The sequence below is a fragment of the Streptomyces gilvus genome (assembly GCF_022513565.1).
GTDB classification, from domain to species: Bacteria; Actinomycetota; Actinomycetes; order Streptomycetales; family Streptomycetaceae; genus Streptomyces; species Streptomyces gilvus.
The window spans coordinates 13166-30563 of the sequence record NZ_JAKWBE010000052.1 but is presented as its reverse complement, the minus strand read 5'-3'; the positions used below and the strand labels follow the sequence as shown (position 1 = coordinate 30563).

31 protein-coding genes are annotated in these 17398 nt (G+C 71.2%); all 31 read left to right on the top strand.

Going from position 1 to position 17398, the window contains the following annotated elements; all coding sequences use genetic code 11:
* The first annotated feature begins 53 nt into the window (after positions 1-53).
* The 31 genes from MKW14_RS39900 (at position 54) to MKW14_RS39750 (ending at position 17387) form a co-directional block, all read left to right on the top strand.
* Positions 54-950 (top strand): hypothetical protein, encoded by an 897-nt coding sequence (locus MKW14_RS39900; protein ID WP_240871501.1) that lies wholly within the window; start codon positions 54-56, stop codon positions 948-950.
* Positions 947-1369, top strand: coding sequence for a hypothetical protein (locus tag MKW14_RS39895; RefSeq protein ID WP_240871500.1), 423 nt, complete (start codon positions 947-949; stop codon positions 1367-1369). Before MKW14_RS39900 ends, MKW14_RS39895 begins: the two co-directional genes overlap by 4 nt.
* Positions 1369-1683, top strand: coding sequence for a hypothetical protein (locus MKW14_RS39890; RefSeq protein ID WP_240871499.1), 315 nt, complete (start codon positions 1369-1371; stop codon positions 1681-1683). Before MKW14_RS39895 ends, MKW14_RS39890 begins: the two co-directional genes overlap by 1 nt.
* Complete coding sequence (locus MKW14_RS39885; protein WP_240871497.1) at positions 1680-2177, top strand: hypothetical protein; 498 nt, start codon at positions 1680-1682, stop codon at positions 2175-2177. Before MKW14_RS39890 ends, MKW14_RS39885 begins: the two co-directional genes overlap by 4 nt.
* Complete coding sequence (locus tag MKW14_RS39880; RefSeq protein ID WP_240871495.1) at positions 2174-2428, top strand: hypothetical protein; 255 nt, start codon at positions 2174-2176, stop codon at positions 2426-2428. The genes MKW14_RS39885 and MKW14_RS39880 overlap by 4 nt, the downstream gene beginning before the upstream one ends.
* Positions 2425-2811, top strand: coding sequence for a hypothetical protein (locus MKW14_RS39875; RefSeq protein WP_240871493.1), 387 nt, complete (start codon positions 2425-2427; stop codon positions 2809-2811). The genes MKW14_RS39880 and MKW14_RS39875 overlap by 4 nt, the downstream gene beginning before the upstream one ends.
* 87 nt (positions 2812-2898) lie before the next feature.
* Positions 2899-3501: a hypothetical protein gene (locus MKW14_RS39870; RefSeq protein ID WP_240871491.1), complete on the top strand. Its 603-nt coding sequence runs from the start codon at positions 2899-2901 to the stop codon at positions 3499-3501.
* Positions 3498-4019 (top strand): helix-turn-helix domain-containing protein, encoded by a 522-nt coding sequence (locus tag MKW14_RS39865; protein ID WP_240871489.1) that lies wholly within the window; start codon positions 3498-3500, stop codon positions 4017-4019. The genes MKW14_RS39870 and MKW14_RS39865 overlap by 4 nt, the downstream gene beginning before the upstream one ends.
* Before the next feature lie 77 nt (positions 4020-4096).
* A complete protein-coding gene (locus MKW14_RS39860; RefSeq protein WP_240871485.1) occupies positions 4097-4234 on the top strand; it encodes a hypothetical protein in 138 nt (45 codons plus the stop codon).
* Positions 4235-4239: 5 nt separating this feature from the next.
* Positions 4240-4455, top strand: coding sequence for a hypothetical protein (locus tag MKW14_RS39855; RefSeq protein ID WP_240871482.1), 216 nt, complete (start codon positions 4240-4242; stop codon positions 4453-4455).
* 27 nt (positions 4456-4482) lie between these two features.
* Positions 4483-4908: a hypothetical protein gene (locus tag MKW14_RS39850; protein ID WP_240871480.1), complete on the top strand. Its 426-nt coding sequence runs from the start codon at positions 4483-4485 to the stop codon at positions 4906-4908.
* Positions 4905-5147 (top strand): hypothetical protein, encoded by a 243-nt coding sequence (locus tag MKW14_RS39845; RefSeq protein ID WP_240871478.1) that lies wholly within the window; start codon positions 4905-4907, stop codon positions 5145-5147. The genes MKW14_RS39850 and MKW14_RS39845 overlap by 4 nt, the downstream gene beginning before the upstream one ends.
* 6 nt (positions 5148-5153) lie before the next feature.
* Complete coding sequence (locus MKW14_RS39840) at positions 5154-6476, top strand: helix-turn-helix domain-containing protein (RefSeq protein WP_240871476.1); 1323 nt, start codon at positions 5154-5156, stop codon at positions 6474-6476.
* A gap of 19 nt (positions 6477-6495) precedes the next feature.
* Positions 6496-6828 carry a hypothetical protein gene (locus MKW14_RS39835; RefSeq protein ID WP_240871474.1) on the top strand — a complete coding sequence of 111 codons (333 nt, stop codon included), beginning with the start codon at positions 6496-6498 and terminating at the stop codon, positions 6826-6828.
* A 157-nt stretch (positions 6829-6985) separates the two neighbouring features.
* A complete protein-coding gene (locus MKW14_RS39830) occupies positions 6986-7198 on the top strand; it encodes a hypothetical protein (protein ID WP_240871473.1) in 213 nt (70 codons plus the stop codon).
* Between the two features lie 121 nt (positions 7199-7319).
* Positions 7320-7652, top strand: a complete 333-nt coding sequence (locus tag MKW14_RS39825) for a hypothetical protein (RefSeq protein WP_240871471.1) — start codon at positions 7320-7322, stop codon at positions 7650-7652.
* The gene (locus MKW14_RS39820) at positions 7649-7966 is read left to right on the top strand and encodes a hypothetical protein (RefSeq protein WP_240871468.1); all 318 of its coding nucleotides are present in this window, start codon (positions 7649-7651) and stop codon (positions 7964-7966) included. Before MKW14_RS39825 ends, MKW14_RS39820 begins: the two co-directional genes overlap by 4 nt.
* On the top strand, positions 7963-8442 hold the full coding sequence (locus MKW14_RS39815; RefSeq protein ID WP_240871466.1) for a hypothetical protein: 480 nt from the start codon (positions 7963-7965) through the stop codon (positions 8440-8442). Before MKW14_RS39820 ends, MKW14_RS39815 begins: the two co-directional genes overlap by 4 nt.
* On the top strand, positions 8435-9169 hold the full coding sequence (locus MKW14_RS39810) for a hypothetical protein (RefSeq protein ID WP_240871465.1): 735 nt from the start codon (positions 8435-8437) through the stop codon (positions 9167-9169). Before MKW14_RS39815 ends, MKW14_RS39810 begins: the two co-directional genes overlap by 8 nt.
* A 135-nt stretch (positions 9170-9304) precedes the next feature.
* On the top strand, positions 9305-9550 hold the full coding sequence (locus MKW14_RS39805) for a MerR family transcriptional regulator (RefSeq protein WP_240871464.1): 246 nt from the start codon (positions 9305-9307) through the stop codon (positions 9548-9550).
* A gap of 88 nt (positions 9551-9638) precedes the next feature.
* On the top strand, positions 9639-9902 hold the full coding sequence (locus MKW14_RS39800; protein ID WP_240871463.1) for a hypothetical protein: 264 nt from the start codon (positions 9639-9641) through the stop codon (positions 9900-9902).
* Positions 9903-10053: 151 nt separating this feature from the next.
* The gene (locus tag MKW14_RS39795) at positions 10054-10344 is read left to right on the top strand and encodes an HNH endonuclease (RefSeq protein ID WP_240871461.1); all 291 of its coding nucleotides are present in this window, start codon (positions 10054-10056) and stop codon (positions 10342-10344) included.
* Positions 10345-10354: 10 nt separating this feature from the next.
* Complete coding sequence (locus tag MKW14_RS39790) at positions 10355-10525, top strand: hypothetical protein (RefSeq protein WP_240871460.1); 171 nt, start codon at positions 10355-10357, stop codon at positions 10523-10525.
* Between the two features lie 5 nt (positions 10526-10530).
* Entirely contained in the window at positions 10531-10752 is a 222-nt protein-coding gene (locus tag MKW14_RS39785) for a hypothetical protein (RefSeq protein WP_240871459.1), read from the top strand.
* A gap of 190 nt (positions 10753-10942) precedes the next feature.
* Positions 10943-11485 (top strand): helix-turn-helix domain-containing protein, encoded by a 543-nt coding sequence (locus MKW14_RS39780; protein WP_240871458.1) that lies wholly within the window; start codon positions 10943-10945, stop codon positions 11483-11485.
* Positions 11448-13004: a terminase large subunit domain-containing protein gene (locus MKW14_RS39775; protein WP_240871457.1), complete on the top strand. Its 1557-nt coding sequence runs from the start codon at positions 11448-11450 to the stop codon at positions 13002-13004. Before MKW14_RS39780 ends, MKW14_RS39775 begins: the two co-directional genes overlap by 38 nt.
* 10 nt (positions 13005-13014) lie before the next feature.
* Complete coding sequence (locus MKW14_RS39770; protein WP_240871456.1) at positions 13015-14235, top strand: phage portal protein; 1221 nt, start codon at positions 13015-13017, stop codon at positions 14233-14235.
* Positions 14232-14906, top strand: coding sequence for an HK97 family phage prohead protease (locus MKW14_RS39765; RefSeq protein WP_240871455.1), 675 nt, complete (start codon positions 14232-14234; stop codon positions 14904-14906). Before MKW14_RS39770 ends, MKW14_RS39765 begins: the two co-directional genes overlap by 4 nt.
* Positions 14907-15043: 137 nt before the next feature.
* On the top strand, positions 15044-16438 hold the full coding sequence (locus MKW14_RS39760; RefSeq protein WP_240871453.1) for a hypothetical protein: 1395 nt from the start codon (positions 15044-15046) through the stop codon (positions 16436-16438).
* Between the two features lie 72 nt (positions 16439-16510).
* Positions 16511-16780 carry a hypothetical protein gene (locus tag MKW14_RS39755; RefSeq protein WP_240871451.1) on the top strand — a complete coding sequence of 90 codons (270 nt, stop codon included), beginning with the start codon at positions 16511-16513 and terminating at the stop codon, positions 16778-16780.
* Position 16781: 1 nt separating this feature from the next.
* Positions 16782-17387, top strand: a complete 606-nt coding sequence (locus MKW14_RS39750; RefSeq protein WP_240871449.1) for a phage gp6-like head-tail connector protein — start codon at positions 16782-16784, stop codon at positions 17385-17387.
* Positions 17388-17398 lie beyond the last annotated feature (11 nt).

Sequence of the window (17398 nt, the reverse complement as noted above, 5' to 3'; positions counted from 1 at the left end):
ACCCGGAGCACGACCCCTCAGTAACCCACACCTCCGCAAAGGAGTGGTTCACCGTGACCACATCATCCCAGAACCCGCCTGAGGCACTGCCTCATGGCCTGGCGCCCGTGCCGCCCGCGATGTCTGACCGTGTGCGCGCCGCGTACGCCTCGTACGGCGTCTCCATCCCCGCCCCTGCAGGGGCGCCCGCCACCGAGGCCGAGCAGACGCCGTCGCCCGCGCCAGCCAAGGTGACCCCTCTTCAGGCCGCAGCCGCCGTCATGGACGCCACGATGGAAGAGAACGGCACCGCAACCAGCGAGCAGCTCGCCGAGGCCGAGCGCCAGGCGGGCATCCTCTTCGACGCCGAGCACGTCGAGGCCGTACGGACGGCCGTACTCGAGCAGGCCCGCACCGAGTACGCGGCCGAGCTCGAGGAGACGCGCCGGCAGCTGGCGGCGGTCGCCGGTTCGCGCCGCCAGGTCGAGGCCGTGCTGCGCCTGTGTGAGGGGCGCCCCGGTGACGACATGCTGCTCGTCGCTGCCGTCGCCGCGGCGGCCGAGTGCGGCAGCACCGCGCTCGACAGCTTCCCGATGACCCTGATCTGGAACGCGGACCGGTGCGTCGAGTTCCCCGCCGGCGGCACACGGGCCGTGGTCCGCTGCACCAGCGCGTACGGCGGCCGCGCCGACCTCGTCCTGAGCGGCGAGGAGCGCCAGGCGCTCGCCTCCCTCCTCAGTAGCCAGGCCCACGACATCCACGCGAAGTGTCCGACCGAGGGCTGCGGCACCGTCGACGACTACGACGCCTCCGACCCGTCCCTGTTCGGCTGGTTCCGGCTGCAGATCGCATCCCTCGGCGACGAGGCCCGCTGGTACTGCTCGGACATGTGCGTGTTCGACGCACTCGCCCGCGCCGCCCACGAGCAGCGCGTGGCCGACCGTCAGGCCGAGCTGGACGGTGGGCTGTGAGCGAGACCACCAAGCGCAGTCCGCTGCAGACGATTGAGGCCTTCGAGTCGGCCGCGTTCCGCACCGCCCAGGTCGCTCGCCAACTGCTGGCCGAGCATCCCGATCTGTCGGTGCTGGAGATCAGGCCTCGTACCGCGTTGTCGTCGTTCATACAGGACTCCGACATGGCGACGCTTGAGATCTCCACGGAAACGGTCGACGACGTCCGCGGTTGGGCCGAGGCTTTCGGCGCCGAGGTAGAGATCACCGTCCACGACGGGTTCTCGGGCAATCCGCGGCCCTTCGCGATCCACAAGTGCACGACTCGGATCTCCGGGGTCGAGGTGAAGGCCATCGACTCGCGGGAGCTGAGCGACGAGGAGGCCGCGGCCTGGCGCGCCGAGCAGGAGCCGACCGCCGCCAAGGGCGGTGAGGGCTGATGCCGACGCGTGCTCAGCGTCCTCGCCTGCCGGAGACCAGCGAGGCACAGCTCAAGGCCCGGCACGTCTTCAACGGCGGCATGAACCACAAGCCCCGCACGACACCGGAGTTGGCGGTCGTCGAGGCCTGCACTGTCGAGGCCTGCGGCACACCGGCCGTCCACAGTGGCTGGCCGCCGGCCGAGGGCATGGTCCGGGTGAAGGGCAGTGCGGACGGTGCGGCCGCGCACTGGTACTGCCCTGGTCGCTGTGAGGCGATCGCCCGCGCCCGGGCCGAGCTCCGTGCCGTCCCGACGGGCGGTGAGGAGCGGTGAGCGCCCCGAAGGGCGTGGGCGGGCAGATCGGGAAGAGCACCTTCGGCAGCGGCCAGCTGCCCGTGGGCGAGGCCACCCGAACCCTGTCCCTGCCGCAGCTGCCGTACGGCGACGCCGTCCACGCCGAGCTCACCGCCCACGGGCTCATGCCCGGCGCGACGGAGGCTGGCGTACGGGGGAAGTCGGAGCTGTTCCTGCGCCTGTCCTGGCCGCCCGGCCACCAGGCGCTCGGTGAGGACGTCGACGAGCACGGCCTGAACCTGGTCTGGTCGCACGTCACCGGCTGGTCGGCGCACGACCGGCACGGAGAGTACCTGCTGCTCGACGTCGACGTGCTGGCCGCCCCGAAGGTCATCCACGAAGCGGCCCTCGAGTTCACCCAGCGCCACCTCGACGCGACCTGGCAGGCCACGGACCGCACAGCGCGCTGGGAACACGCCCTCTACCTCGACATCGCCCTGGTCAACTTCGACGAGCGGGAGCAGACCCTATGAGCGCCGAAGCATGGTTGATCATCCTCGCCGTGGCGGCCCTGGCGCTGTTCGTTGTCGCCGGCGTCATCGATGAGCTCGCCAACCGTCAGCCGCCTTCACCGATCGGCCAGCCCGTCAGGCACACGCTGCCGCCGCTGCCCCGGCCGACTCGGCTGCACATCAACCTCGACCGCGTCCGCGCCGCCCGCCCCGCTGTCGGCGACGCCGCCGGCAGCGGCCGCCACCGCAGCCACCCGGGGGAGCCCACGTGATCACCCGCAGCGACGTCATCGCCCAGACCCTGAACCACCCCGTGCTGACTCGTCCCACCGTCGGACACGAGCTGCTCGAGCGCGTGGTGCAGGGGCTCGGCCCGCGCTCGACGCTGGCGGACTGGACGGCGACCGTGCCGCAGCTGGCGGACGCCATCGACACGGCGCTCGCCCGCGTCGACGCCGCCACTCTCGGCGCCCTGGCGGGCAGCGCGGCCGCCGGTCACGCCCTGATCGTCGAGTACTCCGGCTGTGACCTGGTCGGCGCCTGCCAGTGCGGCCGCCGCCTGGGCCGCATCCGCCCCGGCACAGCGCTCGATGCGCTCGCCGTGCCGTGGACCACGCATACCAGCACCGAGCTCGCGGCCGCCGCGGGCGCCTGACCGACACCCACCTGATCTCCGGGCGGGGCGGGACGTGCCCTGACAACCGTCTCTCTCCGCCCGGGCACCACATCGAAGGACACCAGCATGCGCCGTCCCGAGGCGTTGAAGATCATCGTCCGCGTCCTGAAGCAGCCCGCCGACGGCGTCCCTGCCGCCGATCTGATCTACGGCCGCGCACTGCCCGACATCGAGAACCCGACTCCCCAGGCTCCGCGTCCGTGGGCGATGCAGGTCGATGCCCTCGCCATGCGGATCGTCGCCCAGCTCCCCCTCGACGACGACAGCGAGCAGACGAGCCCGCTGGCCATGGCCGAGGACGCCAAGCGTCGCCGTGACCTCGCCGGCGAGGTGGGTGCACTGCAGGACGGCTACGCCCGGCTCACCTCGGCGCCCTGGTACCCGGCGCGCCCGGGCGACCTGGTCCACGTCCACTACGAGGCCATCGGCCAGATGGGCGCCTTCGGCGAGACCTACCGGATCGTTGCCGGCAGCAACGACGAGTTCCTGAACATGCAGCTGCTCTGCCACACCCTGCCCGAGGACACCGAGTTCCTCGACGGCATGGTCGGCTGCTTCGCCGTCGACGACGACCCCGATCCGCTGACCGAGGTATGGATGGAAGCCGGTCCGCATCGGCTGACCATCGTCCGCGACGGCCGCCCGGTCCACATTGGGGGCCAGACGTGACGCGTGCCGACCGGCTCACGCTGGTGCGCCAGCTCGCCGACGATGGCCTGAGCCAGCGCGCCATCGCGAAGCGGCTCAAGGTCTCGAAGGACACTGTGCGCCGCGATCTGGAACGGCTTGCTACCGCGACCGCGCCGGACGGTGCGCCGCCCGCGGAGACGGACTCGACGGCTGCGCCGCAGGTCAGCGATGACGACTCGGAGATGGCCGCCCCGGACGATGCGCCGCAGGGAGCGCCGGACGGTGCGCCGCTCGCGGCAGATCCTGCGCCGGTGGCGCAGGTGGCGCGCGACGGCGGCCGGCTGGTGGTCGACCTCGACGATTTCCCCGGCCTGGCCGAGGACCTGGCGCTCCTGCAGCGCGCCGGAGCGACGGCGGCCGAGGTCGTCAACTTCGCCGTCGACCGGCTGGCGACCGCCTACCGGGCGGCCCGCGACCGCGGCCTGCTGCATGACGGCCAGGCCTTCGACGTGACCGGCATGCACCTCAAACCCAAGGCCGTGCGTCCGGCTGTCTGAGACCGGGCCGTCCGCCCCGAACTCCCCTGCGGGGCGGGCGGCCCACCGATCCGAACGTGTGACCTAAGGAGGCTCACGTGTACCGGACCTGGCTGCTGCTGTCGGCCGTCCTGCTGGCTGTCGTCCTGGCGCTCGCCGGCAGTTGCGGCCATCCGGCCGCGGGCGCCGTGCCGACGCCGAGCCCCAACCCGTCACCCCTCGCTCCGGCCAGGTAGACGCGGTGGCCGAGACGTGGGCGCCGAGCGAGATGCACGGGCTGTGGGTGGTGGCCGACTACCGGCCGCCCTACGGCTGGGTGCGCCCGCCCTACGCCCGCCTGACGTGCCCGCACGGCTGCCTGTTCGAGCAGCGCGGCGAGGCCGCCGACGTTGCCCGCTTCGTCGCCTCCATCCGCTTCATCCACGCCCGGCGCTGCCCGGGCCCCGCCATCCCGTAAGTCCGCTCCGATTCCTAGGAGTTCGCGATGACCGAACCGCTGACCAGACCGACCGTGACTCCGGCCGTCCTCGCCCAGCGCAAGCCGACGCCGCCCGCTCCGGCGTCCCGGCTGGCCGCCTACGACCGGCACGCGTGGGAGGAGGCGCTCATGGCCCCCCCGCTGCAGCACCACGCCGCGCGGCTGCTGGGCTGGGGCCTGGCCCACATGGCCGGAGAGCGCGGCTACCTGCCGCCCGGCACGACGGACACCGGGGAGCTGGCCCGCCCGTTGCGGCTGACCGGAAAGCAGGTGCGGCTCTCGCTGCGGCAGCTGGAGCAGGCCGGCCTCGTCAGCCGTCCGGACATCCGCACCTGGGAGCCGAAGAACCTGCTGCGGCCGATCTCACTCACCCTGCCGACCGCCGAGCAGCTGCGCCGTCAGGAGCCACCGAGTACCAGCGAGGACCGGTGAGCGGCCAGGAGCAGCAGTTAGAGCTGCTGCCCGACGATCCGCCCGCCTACGGGGGCCCCGCGGCCGCCGTGTTCGAGCCGATCCGCACCCAGGGCCGCACCGAGTACGCCGTCCACTGCGACGGGCCGGACGGATGCGGCTCTGTCCACCGCCACATCTTCCCCGGCATCCGTACCGGCCCGTGCGGCGCCACCTACACCGTTCCCGGCGGCGAGGAACTCGCCGACGACACCAGCTAGGACCCTGTGAACCGTCTGCCCGCGCTCGCCTGCGAGCCCCACCACACCCGTGGTGGGGCCGCTGGTGCTGCCCGCGCGCAGACCGACGCCCCGGCCTGGTACCGGCAGAAGGTCAAGGTGCCGAAGCGCGTGTGGGGCAGCGGCATCTACACACCCGGCGCCGTCGCCTATCACGCACAGATCACCGCGCTCGCCCAGCGCTCCGACGGATGCCGCGCCGGCGTGGCCACCCTCGCCGGGTACCTGGGCAACTCCAAGCGCACGGCCGAGCGCTACATCGCCGAGCTCGCCGCGCCCGGGCCGGACGGCCGCGCCGAGCTGACGACGGTGCGCCGTACGGGCTCGGACGGTGACGGCGAGACCGCCGTACGCCACACCCGCGGCGTGGCCCGGGGCGAGCACTTCGCGTACGTGGCCGTCCTCGCCGTCAAGAGCCTGCGACATCCGCTGTTCGTGCTGTACTGCGCCCTCGCCTACGCCGTCGCCACCCGCACGCCGGTCACCGCGGCCGAGCTCGCCGGCCTCCTGGGCGTCACCGAGCGCTCCGCCCGCCGTATGACCGATGAGCTCGAGGCCCTCGGCTGGATCGCCGTCCACCGCCGCGCCGGGGACCACGGCCGCCACCTCTACACCGTCCACGACCACCCGCTGCACCCCGTGCCCGAGGAGCCGCTGCCACCGGACACAGATGGCGGATCGGCTGCGGACACGAATGGCGGATCCCTCGCGATCAAGGAAGACGCTGGACTGACTGACGAGAGCAGTACGCAGGAGCGTGGTGCTTTCCGCCGTAGGCGAGATGACCGTAAGTGGGTCGGCGAGCCTGTGGAAAACCCCACGCCCGCCTCGTCGGCACCAGCAACCTTCCGAAGCCATGTGCGCCCCGCTGCGCCCCCGGCGTACGCCGGACCCCAGCTGACCCTCAGCCCACGCGTCTGGGCCGTCCTGGCGCCCGTGGCTGATCTCCTGCCCCACACCACGGCGTTCGCCGTCCGCCGCGTCGCCCGCGAGATCGGCCGCCAACTCGACGCCGGGATCTGGGCCGACGACATCCGCGACCAGCTCACCCGGCTCCGCGCCTGGACACCCGCCGAAGAGATCCGCGACCCCGGCCGCTGGCTGCTGGGCGCCGTCCTGCCCGTCCGCTCCCGCTGCGGCAGAACCGACTGCCACTGGGGATTCCTCGCCCACACCGGCACGCCATGCAAAGCCTGCGCCGAGATCGACACCGCTCACCCGCCGCATACCAGCGACTGGAACGAGTGCCGCCACTGCGGCAAACCGTCCCGCCAACCCCTGCCCGGCGGCCTGTGCCGCACCTGCGCCTGACCGACAAGGACCCGATGCGATGCCCTACCCGCCACCACGCCCGCCCGCCCCCAACGGCCCGAGCTACTGCCCCAGATGCCACGAGCCCGTCATCTGGTGCGTCACCGTCAACCAGCGCGCGCAGATGGTCGACCACGAGCCCAACCCCGACGGCAACCAGGCCGTACGCGTCGACCACACCGGCCGCTGGCTCGTCCGCCAGCTCACCCACGAACGCCCCACCCCCGAAGGCGCCGAGAAACTCCACATGCCCCACGTCGCCACCTGCCCCGTACCCGCACCACGCCCGCGGCCGCGCCTCGCCATCCCCCGCGGCCGCCAAGGCGTACGACCCCACCGGTGGCAGCGATGACTGCCCCTCAGATCGCCATAGCGGCCGCCCTCGACGACTGGTGGATCACCACCGACCCCGTACAGCCCTTCCACGCCCCCGACGTCGCCGACCACGTCCTCGCCTACCTGGCCCACCTCGGCTACCAGATCCACCCCACCACCCAGACAGGAAAGCCATGTTCCACATCCCCAGCCGCGGCGACGTCGCCTTCGGCATCGTCATCACCCTGCTCTGCATCGCCGCAGCTACCGAAGCGACCGTGCTCGGCGACTACTGGTGGGCCCTCGCCGGCTACGTCCTGACCTGGATCCTCGCCCGCGACACCGCCGGCGACATCCAAGACCGCCGCTACGCCCGCCGCGCCTACGCCGACGACGAGCAGCCGTAGCCCGCCTCGCGCGCACGCGCCTGCGATCGCGCGCGCGAAACGCAGGCACGCGTGCGCGCGCGAGACCCCGCGTTACTATCCGGTAACCATGGCCGGTCCCCACCGGCAGGAAAGAACGATCATGACGAACCCGAACACCACGTATCGCGTCCTGCGCGAGGTCCTCGCCGAGCGCGGCCGCCAGGACGAACGATGGAACGAGCAGAACCACCCCGACGGCACGGGCAACAAGACGCAACAGGAGCAGGCCGACATGGCCCGCAAGTGGTGCCAGGACGCGTTCGGATCGGGCTACGGCACATGGGCGGACATCCTGGCCGAAGAAGTCGCCGAGGCCAGCGCCGAACGCGACCCAGCCAAGCTGCGCGCCGAGCTCGTCCAGGTCGCCGCCGTCGCCGTGGCCTGGATCGAGGCCATCGACCGCCGCACCCCTCAGAAGGGCAAGCAGCCGTGATCAAGGCCGTTCTGCGTACCTCCCTGGGCCAGACCGTGGTCCTGCTGGGCCTGTCCGGCGAGAACGTCACCCGCCTCATGGCCGATGAGCCCATCAAGGTCAACCTCGCCGAGCTCGGCATGCCCCCGCTGCAGATCGCCATCGTCGGCGGCCGCACCGAGGCCGACATCACCGCCCAGCTCGAACAGCACTTCGGCCCCCTGCCCTTCACCTGCCCCCGCTGCCGACGCATCTCCCACCACCCCGACGACAAGCGCTACGGCTACTGCGGCCACTGCCACGACTACACCGGAACGCCCGGAGGCACGCGATGAGCGAGCTGCTGATCCTGCCTTTCAAGTGCCCGTTCTGCGTCGGCGGCATCGAGCCCAGCGAGGACGGCGAGGGCCGCGAGCGCTGCTTCCACTGCTCGGGTATCGGCCTCACTGACGAGCCGTGCGGCGATGCTGAGCGCGCGCCGCGGCCGCCCGGCGTGATGCGGGCACCATGCGCCGACTGCGCCTACCGTCAGGGCTCGCCCGAGCTCGAGAACGCCGGCGCCCAACTGCCCAATGACGAACCGTTCTTCTGCCACCAGAACATGCCCATCAGCGCATTCGGCGCCTACACACCCGTGGCCACCTTCCGCGGCCTCCCGCTCGGCGCCATGGTCTGCGCCGGCTGGTGGGCGCTGAAGACCGGCGAAGCCCTACCCGCCAAGCCCTACCGCGAACTCCCCGTCACCGACGACGACGTCGACAAGCGCTGGGGACGCAAGCCCTACGCCCACCATGAGGCCGACCGTGAGTAGCTGCCCCATCTGCCCCCGCACCGCGCCGGACGGACAGCACCTGTGCCTCGTCCACTCCGGCGAGCTGCGCGGCTGGCTCACCGAGATCCCCGCCCAGGCCCGCCTCCTGCAGGAGTTCATCGCACCCGCCGGACGGCCCACCCAGGGCCGCCTCGGCGGTACGGGCCGCGCCGACGCCCCCGTGCCCGTCGACCTTCGCGTCCTGGTCCTCCTCGGCCCCGGCCGCCACGACGCCGTGCCAGGCAGCGACGACGACGGCACCGCGCCCATCGCCGCCATCCTCGGCGCCTGGGCGGGCCACATCGCCTACCACTACCCGGCCGCAGGCCGCGACCCCTACGGCACCGCACGCACCCAGCCCTGCGAGCAGGCGCTGCCCGCCCGCGGCGAGACCATCACCGGCTGGTGCACATGGCTGCTCGCGTACCTGCCCTTCGCCCTGACCCTGCCGGCCGCCGCCGACCTCTACTACGCACTCGACAGCCTCACCCGGCGCCTGCGCAACCTCACCCACACCCAGCCCCGCCAGCAGCCCCGCGCCGCACCCTGCCCCGCCTGCGACCTGTGCACCCTCGTACGCACCGACGGCCGCTGGCACATCCACTGCCTCGACTGCGGCCACCAGATGAGCCCCGACCAGTACGACCAGCACGCCGCCCAGTACCTCGCCGCACGGCAGACCGCCGACGACTCACCGCAATCACCGCTGGACAAGATCGGCACGTAGCGTGAACATGGTGCCAGTAGCACACCTGTGCCCATAGACGCGGGAAACCGCAGCGCAGCCGGCTTGCGCGCCCGGCACCGCAGCCCCGGACCAAACCAGGCCCGGGGCTGCGGCATGTCCAGAAGGAGGCGGCACGTGACCACCCAGCTCTACACCGGCGCACAGGCCGCCGAGCTCGCCACCCAGTGGCGCCGCACCATCAGCGCCACCGCGGCCGCCGTCACCCGCTCCGCCATCTGCAACTGGGTCACCCGCGGCCACCTCGACGTGGCCGGCCTCGACGACCACGGCCGACCGCTGTACTCCCTCGCCGGCCTCGCCCGCGCCGAGAAGGCCACCCGCGACCGCGCCCTGCGCCTCGTCGGTATCAGCACGGTCTGAGAACCGCTACAGCCCGGCCACAATGCCTCCATATCCGCCCCGCAAGCCACACGATGACCCCTCACCCGTACACACCCAGGGGGGCACCATGGGATTCGCGAACAGAGCCAAGGCGGACAAGGCCACCGACGAGGCGCAGAAGGCGCTCAGCGATGGACGCAGCGTCCTGGTCTACAAGATCATTGAGGCGAACAAGACCAGCATGACCACCGCGCCCATGACCGGCGTCGGCGAGCAGATCGAAGCCATCGAGGCCCAGGGCTGGCAGCTGTACAACATGGCCGCCGCAGAGAGCAAAACCCTCGGCGGCGAACGCATCGGCGTCATCTGCCTCTTCCGCCGGCGCATGTAACCCCGTACTCGCACCCACCCACACAAGCGGCCCCGGACCAGCCAGGTACGGGGCCGCACCCATACCCGCTCGAGGCGTGCGGGCGGTGGGGAGCAGCGGCCCGGGTGACCTGAACACCCGGGCCGCTGCCACGCCGATGGGAGGCCGGCCCGTGGCAGACCGGTCAGAACTCACCGAGTACGAGTTCCGCAAGATCCGCGCCCGCGTCCTCACCGAGTCCGACGTGTGCATCGTCTGCGGCCACGGCCACGCCGATGCCGTCGACCACATACAGCCCGTCGCCCGAGGTGGCGCACGCCGCAGCCCCGACAACCTCGCGCCCATTCACGGCGTCAAGGGCTGTCCCGTCTGCTTGCGTAAGTGCAACAACGAGAAAGGCGACCGGCCCCTCGCTGCCGTCGTACAGCTCGTCACGTCCGTCGACTGGTTCGCCGGACCATAGAGAGGACGCCATGGCCGACGCCAGATTGACCATCAGGTTCAGGTTCGACTTCACCGACGCGATCCGCCAGCTACGCCAAGCCGCTGACGAACTGGAAGCACTGCAGGGCGAAGGCGATGACCAAGGCGTGGCCGATCAGCTCGCCGATCCGAACATCGTTCGCGACACGAGGGGAGGCTGAGCCCCATGCCCAAGCTCACCACCGAGCAGGTCACGACCCACACCATCACGCTGACCGAGGCAGAGCTGGCCGAGTGGCGTGAGGCCGCGCAGTGTGCGCTCGACCTCGGCCGCGGTGACGAGCACGCACCCACGTGGCGCACCATCGCCAGGCTCGGCCTGGACGCCACGCGCGGCGACTTCGTCGACCAGTACACGGACCCGAACATCATCGGATCGACCCGATAAACATGCAGGTCAGAGGCTTGATCTGATCCAAATTGGAATGATCAAAGTCAAAATGATCTGAGATCTTCCAAGATTTTTTAGAAAAGATCGGCTTCTCAACCCCGCGCCCAGCTTTTATTTTTCTCTCCCCGCGCCGGCCAAGGGCCCGCCATGATCGCGGCCGGTCACCCGGCGTATAGGGGAGGCGATCATGGCGGCTCGCACGATCCAGATTGGCGAGGCCGGCGGACACGTCGCCGCGACGATCGCCAAGCACCGCCAGCGCCGTAGCTGGGACCAGCCCCACCTCGCCGAGCTCGTCACCGCCGCCGGCCGCCCCATGAGCGCCTCCGTCCTCGGCAAGATCGAGTCCGGCGCCCGCCGCGTCGACGTCGACGACCTCATGGCGCTCGCCGAGGCCCTCGGCGTCAAGGTCTCCCGCCTCCTGCCCGGCGCGGCCGCCGAGGAGCCCGACCATCCGAGCGAGGACGTACCCGGCCCCGGCACCGTGCTGGCCCGCGTCCTGGACGACATCGAGGCACTCGGTGACCTCGAGGACCTCGACGCCACCGCGCCGACGCTCGCCGCGGTTGCCGTACGGCTCGCCAGGGAGATCGACGCGCCGGTCTCCCTCGGCAACTCCCTGCACTCGATGTCAAAGGAGTTGAGGCAGGTCCTCGCGGAACTGCGCTCCCTCGCGCCGGAGGAGCCGGACGATGACGACGACCTCGACGATCTGGCGTCCCCCGACTGAGTTCGCCGACCAGTGCCGCGAGCTGTACGGCCTGGAATGCCCGCCGCTGTGGGGCACGCCCCGCCGGCCGGAGTTCCCCACGCTGGGCGGCAAGGTCGCCAAGGTCATGGAACGGCTCGGCTACACGCCGATGCCGTGGCAGCGCTACGTGTGGGACGTCGCCCTCGAGCTCGACCCCGCCACGATGCTGCCCTGGTACCGGCACGTCGGCCTGTCCGTGCCCCGCCAGCAGGGAAAGACCCAGGGCCTGCTCGCGGTCAAGGTCCACCGGGCGCAGGCCTGGAAACGCCAGCGGATCATCTACGCCGCGCAGACCCGCAGCATGGCGCGGGAGCGCTGGGAAGACGAGTTCTGGGCGACCATCGAACTCTCGCGGCTCGCCCGTCGGTTCGTGATCCGCAAGGCCAACGGACACGAAGCGATCATCGCCCGACAGACCCGGTCGAAGATCGGCATCACCGCGAACACCGAGAAGGCCGGCCACGGCCCGCCCCTCGACCTGGGCGTCATGGACGAGCTGTTCGCGCACGAGGACGACCGCCTCGAGCAGGCCTTCAGCCCGGCCATGCTCACCCGGCCCGCCGCACAACTGTGGTGGGCCTCGGCCGGCGGCACCGAGAAGTCCGTGCCGCTGAACAAGAAGCGCCAGGCCGGACGCGCGCTCATCGAGGAGCTGTGGAAGCGCGGCCTGGTCGACGCTGACTTCCCGCACACCGCGTACTTCGAGTGGTTCGCGCCGGAGGACATGGACCGCGCCGACCCGGCGACCTGGCGGGCGACGCTGCCGGCGCTTGGCCACACGGTGACCGAGGCCGTGATCCAGCACGAGCTCGACACGATGGACCCGGCCGAGTTCGACCGGGCCTATCTCAACCGCACCCGCAAGTCGTCGCCACCGCCGGACCCGAACATCCCCCGGGAGCGCTGGGCCGGCCTCGTCGACAAGACCAGCAAGCCCGTACCGGCCCGTGTGGCGCTCGCCGTCGACGTCTCGCAGGACCGCGGCTACTCGTCCATCGCCGCCGCATCCCTACGCAAGGACGGCAAGGTGCACCTGGAGATCATCGCCCGCCGCCCGGGCACGGACTGGGTGGTGCCCGCCGTGGCCAGACTGCGAAAGCTGTGGAAGCCCGTTGCGGTGGCCATCGCCTCGTCGGGCGCGCCGGCCGGATCACTCATCGACGACCTGATCGCCGCGGGCATCGACGTCCCCAAGGACAAAGAGCATCCGCAGCGCGGCGACCTAGCGGTCATGCGTACCGGCGACGTCACCGAGGCCTGCGGGCAGATGGCCGACGCTATGCGCCAGGGCACGGCCGTCCACATCGAGCAAGTGCCGCTCACCGCGGCCGTCAACGGCGCCAGAACGCGCCGCAACGGCGACGCCTGGCAGCTGGACCGCACCAGCTCGCTGGTCGACGTCAGTCCCCTGTGCGCCGTCACCTTCGCCCGCTGGGCGCTGCTCATCCGGGGCCCGCAGGTCGAAGAGGACTACGACATCAGCGACTCGTTCGCGTAAGGAGGCACGCATGGGCGCCTGGTCGAAGGTGCGGCGCATGTTCACCCGCGACGCGAACATCGTCACCGCCGAGGACCTGCTGAACCTGGCCCGCGAGGGACGCCTCGGCGGCAAGAACGTGCACGTCACCAACGCCACCGCACTGCGGCACTCCGGCGTGTGGGCGGCCCTCAGGCTGCGCGCCGACCTGGTGTCGATGATGCCGATCGACGTCTACCGCAAGGTGCAGGGCCTGCAGGTGGAAGTGCCCAAGCCTCCCGTCCTCGTCAGCCCGGGCGGATCCGAGGTCGGCATCAAAGAATGGATGTACTCCACCGAGTTCGACCTCGACCGGGCGGGCAACTGCTTCGGGATCATTACCGAACGCTCCGGGGTGATCGGACCGGACGGGCGAGGCCTGCCCGGCCGCATCGACCTGGTGGAGCTCGGCGAGGTCACCGTCCGCGCGAACGGCTCGCAGATCAAGAAGTTCCGCATCGGGCAGACCGAGTACGACCCGTGGGACATCTGGCACGAGAAGCAGTACACCGTCGCAGGCCTCCCGCTGGGCCTGTCGCCCGTGGCCTACGCGGCGTGGACGATCGGGGAGTCCCTCAGCGCGCAGGAGTTCGCGCGGGAGTGGTTCGGCGCCGGCATCGTGCCGTCCGGCACGCTGAAGAACGTCAACAAGACCATCGACAAGAAAGCCGCCAGGGAGGCCAAGGAGGCGTTCCGGGCGTCCGTGTCGAACGGTGACGTGTTCGTGCACGGCGCCGACTGGGAGTACAAGCCGCTTCAGGCCGTGGCGCAGCAGGCGCAGTTCATCGAGGCCCGCCAGTACGGGCTCGGCGACATCGCCCGTTTCTTCGGCGTGCCGAGCGACCTGATCGACGCCGCCGTCTCGGGCAGCAGCGTCACCTACGCCAACATCAGTCAGCGCAACCTGCAGTTCCTCATCATGAACCTGGGGCCGGCCATCGGGCGCCGCGAAGACGCCTTCAGCCGCAGGCTCGTCTCCAACCCGCGGTACGTGAAGCTCAACACGGACTCGCTGCTGCGGATGGACCCCGCCGCCCGGGCGCAGACCATCAAGACGCGCATCGACTCCCGGACTCTCGCCCCGTCCGAGGCCCGTGCCTTCGATGATCTGCCGCCCTTCACCGAGGACCAGCTCGCCGAGTTCGACCGGCTCTTCGGCTCGCGGTCCGTACCCGCCCAGCCCACGACCGCCGTACCGGGAGCTACGCCATGACCACACCCGCGCTCGCCGCCGCCGCGGCCGAACGAGCCCAGCACATCCGCCAGCGCGCCGACCGGCCCTCACAGCGCCGCTGCGCCGAGCCGACCAGCGCCCGGGCCACCGTGCGCGCCGCCCTGTCCGGCGTACAGGTCCGCGACACCGGCGACGGCGGCATGCTCGAGTTCACCGGGCACGCCTCGGTGTACGAGCAGGCCTACGAGATGTGGGACATGTTCGGCCCCTACACCGAGATCGTCACCGAAGGAGCGGGCACCGACTCCCTCGCCCGCGCCGACCTCGACGTGCCCCTGGTCCTCGGGCACGACCAGCTGCGCCGCATGGCCCGCACCACCACCGGCACGCTCACGCTCACCGAGGACGCAACCGGCCTGCTCGTCCAGGCCCCGCAGCTGGACCCGGCCGACTACGACGTCGCGTACATCGCGCCGAAGCTGCGCTCGGGCCTCGTCGACGAGATGTCCTTCGCATTCCGCATCGAGTCGGGCCAGTGGTCCCCGGACTACACCGAGTACCGGATCAACCGGTACGACATCCACCGCGGCGACGTCGCCATCGTCGGCTACGGCGCCAACCCCTACACCGGCGCCGGCCTGCGCCAGCCCGCGGCCGCGCCGACATCGAGCAGGGCCCGCGCGCTCCTCGAGCTCGCCATCGCCCGCTGACCCCCTGATCTTCCCGCCGTCCGGCGGGAGCTCTGCCCTGCGCTTCTGCGCGCACGAGACCACCCGGCGCCAAGGCCTCGGGTGGCCGTCTGACCTGGACACGGGGCGCCTGCAACTACGAACAGAAAGGCCGAGCCATGACGCTCGCCGAGCTGATCGCCCAGGCGCGCACCGCGCTGGACACGGCGATCGCCACCCGCCAGAGGGAGCAGGACGCGCTGATGGCGCTCCGCTCCGACGAGAACCTGACCGAGGAGGCCGTCCAGGCGCAGATCGCCGCGCGCGACGCCGCCGACGTCGAAGTCACCCGACGCCAGAGCGCCCTCGAGGGCCTGGAGGCCGAGCAGCGCCGCGAGGACGAACTCGCCGCGCTGCAGGCACGCAACACCCCAGCAGCCAACCGGGCCCCGGCGTACGACCAGGTCGCCCGCGTCGGGCAGGAGGAGCGCACCTACCGGCCCGACCAGGACCGGCGCGGCCGCCAGTTCGAACGGGACGTCGCCCGCGCGTTCCTCGGGAACTACGACGCTCAGCAGCGGCTCGCCCGGCACATGGCCGAGGAACTCGTCGAGCGTGGCCCGCAGATCGAGGAGCGGGCGGCCGGTACGGGCGCGTTCTCCGGTCTGGTGGTGCCGCAGTACCTCACCGACCTCTACGCCCCGGCCGCGGCCGCCCGGCGGCCGTTCGCGGACGCCTGCCGCCCGCACGACCTGCCGCCCGAGGGCATGACGGTCAACCTGTCCCGCATCACCACGCCGTCGAGCGTGGACGTGCAGGCCTCGGAGAACACCGCGGTGGCCGAGCAGGACATGGACGACACGCTGATGACGATCAACGTGCAGACCGCGGCCGGCCAGCAGACGCTGTCCCGGCAGGCCATCGAGCGCGGCTCCGGCGTGGAACCCGTCGTCCTGGACGACCTGTTCCGCCGCTATGCCACGAACCTCGACGGCAAGCTGCTCAACCAGGCCACCAACGGCCTGACCAACGTGGCCACCGCCGTCGCCTACACCGACAGCACGCCGACCGTGGCGGAGATGTACCCCAAGGTCCTGGAATCCCTGTCCGGCGTCGAGGCCGCCCTGCTGGACATGGCGTCCGGCGAGAACATCGCCGTCATGCACTCCCGCCGCTGGTACTGGATGCAGAACGCGCTGAGCTCGACCTGGCCGCTCATCAGCCAGCCGGGCATCGCCGCGCAGATGGCCGGCACCAACGCGGCCACGACCTACGGCAGCGGCGTGCGCGGCACGCTGCCCAACGGCACGCCCGTCATCGTCGACAACAACATCGCGACGAACTACGGCGCGGGCACCAACGAGGACGAGGTCTACCTCGTCGACCGCAACGAGTGCCACCTGTGGGAAGACCCCAACGCCCCGATGTACATCCGGGCGGAGCAGCCCAAGCTCGCCAGCCTCGGCGTGCTGATGGTCGTGTACGGCTACTTCGCCTACACCCACGCCCGCTACGCGCAGGCCCGCAAGATCGGCGGCACCGGTCTCGTGACGCCGACCTTCACCGGCGTCTGATCCGTCCCGCGAGGGCCCGCCACGACTTCGGCGGGCCCTCGCGGTCCACCCCACCACTTCAGGAGTGAGGCAGTGAGCGAAGCGCAGGAACCCGAGACCCAGGACACGATGACCGCGGCTCTGCTGCGGGAGCGAGAAGGCTATGTCCAGCGCGGCATGAAGGACCGCGTCGCGCAGGTCGACGAGCAGCTGAAGCTGCGCGGATACAAGCCGCAGCGCGGCCGCCAGCAGAAGCCGCCCGCCGAGCAGAAGGCGGCCGAGACGGAGCAGCAGAAGGCCGAGCAGGAGCAGCGGTCCGAACCGCCGAAGGGCCGCCAGCAGCCCGCAAGCGACAAGGCGTGACGTGGCCAACGAGTACGGCACGCTGGCCTCGCTGAAGGAGAAGCTGAGCATCGAGGCGGACGACACCTCCCGCGACGCGTTGCTCACCAGTGCGCTGGCGGCCGCGTCGCGGGCCATCGACGGGTCGACCGGGCGCCGGTTTTGGCTGGACGCCTCGGTGACGGCGCGCGTCTACCGGCTGCACGAGCGGGTGGTGTGCGAGGAGGACGGGCAGCTGCTCAAGGTCGACGACATCGGCGACACCACCGGCATGACCGTCGAGTCGGCCTCGTCCACTGGCGGCACGTACACGTCCATCACCGGCACCTACGACACGACCCCCGACAATGCGCTGGCCGACGGCTACCCGATCACTGGGCTGCTGCGGCCCAACAGCATCTGGGGCACGTCGTTCACCCGCATCCGCGTCACCGCACTGTTCGGCTGGCCCGCCGTCCCCGACGAGATCACCGAGGCCGCGCTGATCCAGGCCACCCGCCTCTACAAGCGCAAGGACTCCCCCGAGGGCATCATCGGCTCGGCCGAGTGGGGCGTGCGCAACCTCTCCCGCCGGGATCCGGACGTGTGGGCGCTGATCGAGCCGTACATCCTGCCCGGCTTCGCGTAAGGGGGCGTGCG

Bases quoted from the DNA above. Each gene is read 5' to 3' on its own strand.
- MKW14_RS39850 (WP_240871480.1), top strand. From the start codon at position 4,483: ATGACCGAACCGCTGACCAGACCGACCGTGACTCCGGCCGTCCTCGCC.
- MKW14_RS39780 (WP_240871458.1), top strand. From the start codon at position 10,943: ATGGCGGCTCGCACGATCCAGATTGGCGAGGCCGGCGGACACGTCGCC.
- MKW14_RS39770 (WP_240871456.1), top strand. From the start codon at position 13,015: ATGGGCGCCTGGTCGAAGGTGCGGCGCATGTTCACCCGCGACGCGAAC.
- MKW14_RS39830 (WP_240871473.1), top strand. From the start codon at position 6,986: ATGTTCCACATCCCCAGCCGCGGCGACGTCGCCTTCGGCATCGTCATC.
- MKW14_RS39835 (WP_240871474.1), top strand. From the start codon at position 6,496: ATGCCCTACCCGCCACCACGCCCGCCCGCCCCCAACGGCCCGAGCTAC.
- MKW14_RS39825 (WP_240871471.1), top strand. From the start codon at position 7,320: ATGACGAACCCGAACACCACGTATCGCGTCCTGCGCGAGGTCCTCGCC.
- MKW14_RS39870 (WP_240871491.1), top strand. From the start codon at position 2,899: ATGCGCCGTCCCGAGGCGTTGAAGATCATCGTCCGCGTCCTGAAGCAG.
- MKW14_RS39760 (WP_240871453.1), top strand. From the start codon at position 15,044: ATGACGCTCGCCGAGCTGATCGCCCAGGCGCGCACCGCGCTGGACACG.
- MKW14_RS39775 (WP_240871457.1), top strand. From the start codon at position 11,448: ATGACGACGACCTCGACGATCTGGCGTCCCCCGACTGAGTTCGCCGAC.
- MKW14_RS39890 (WP_240871499.1), top strand. From the start codon at position 1,369: ATGCCGACGCGTGCTCAGCGTCCTCGCCTGCCGGAGACCAGCGAGGCA.
- MKW14_RS39790 (WP_240871460.1), top strand. From the start codon at position 10,355: ATGGCCGACGCCAGATTGACCATCAGGTTCAGGTTCGACTTCACCGAC.
- MKW14_RS39785 (WP_240871459.1), top strand. From the start codon at position 10,531: ATGCCCAAGCTCACCACCGAGCAGGTCACGACCCACACCATCACGCTG.
- MKW14_RS39800 (WP_240871463.1), top strand. From the start codon at position 9,639: ATGGGATTCGCGAACAGAGCCAAGGCGGACAAGGCCACCGACGAGGCG.
- MKW14_RS39880 (WP_240871495.1), top strand. From the start codon at position 2,174: ATGAGCGCCGAAGCATGGTTGATCATCCTCGCCGTGGCGGCCCTGGCG.
- MKW14_RS39765 (WP_240871455.1), top strand. From the start codon at position 14,232: ATGACCACACCCGCGCTCGCCGCCGCCGCGGCCGAACGAGCCCAGCAC.
- MKW14_RS39815 (WP_240871466.1), top strand. From the start codon at position 7,963: ATGAGCGAGCTGCTGATCCTGCCTTTCAAGTGCCCGTTCTGCGTCGGC.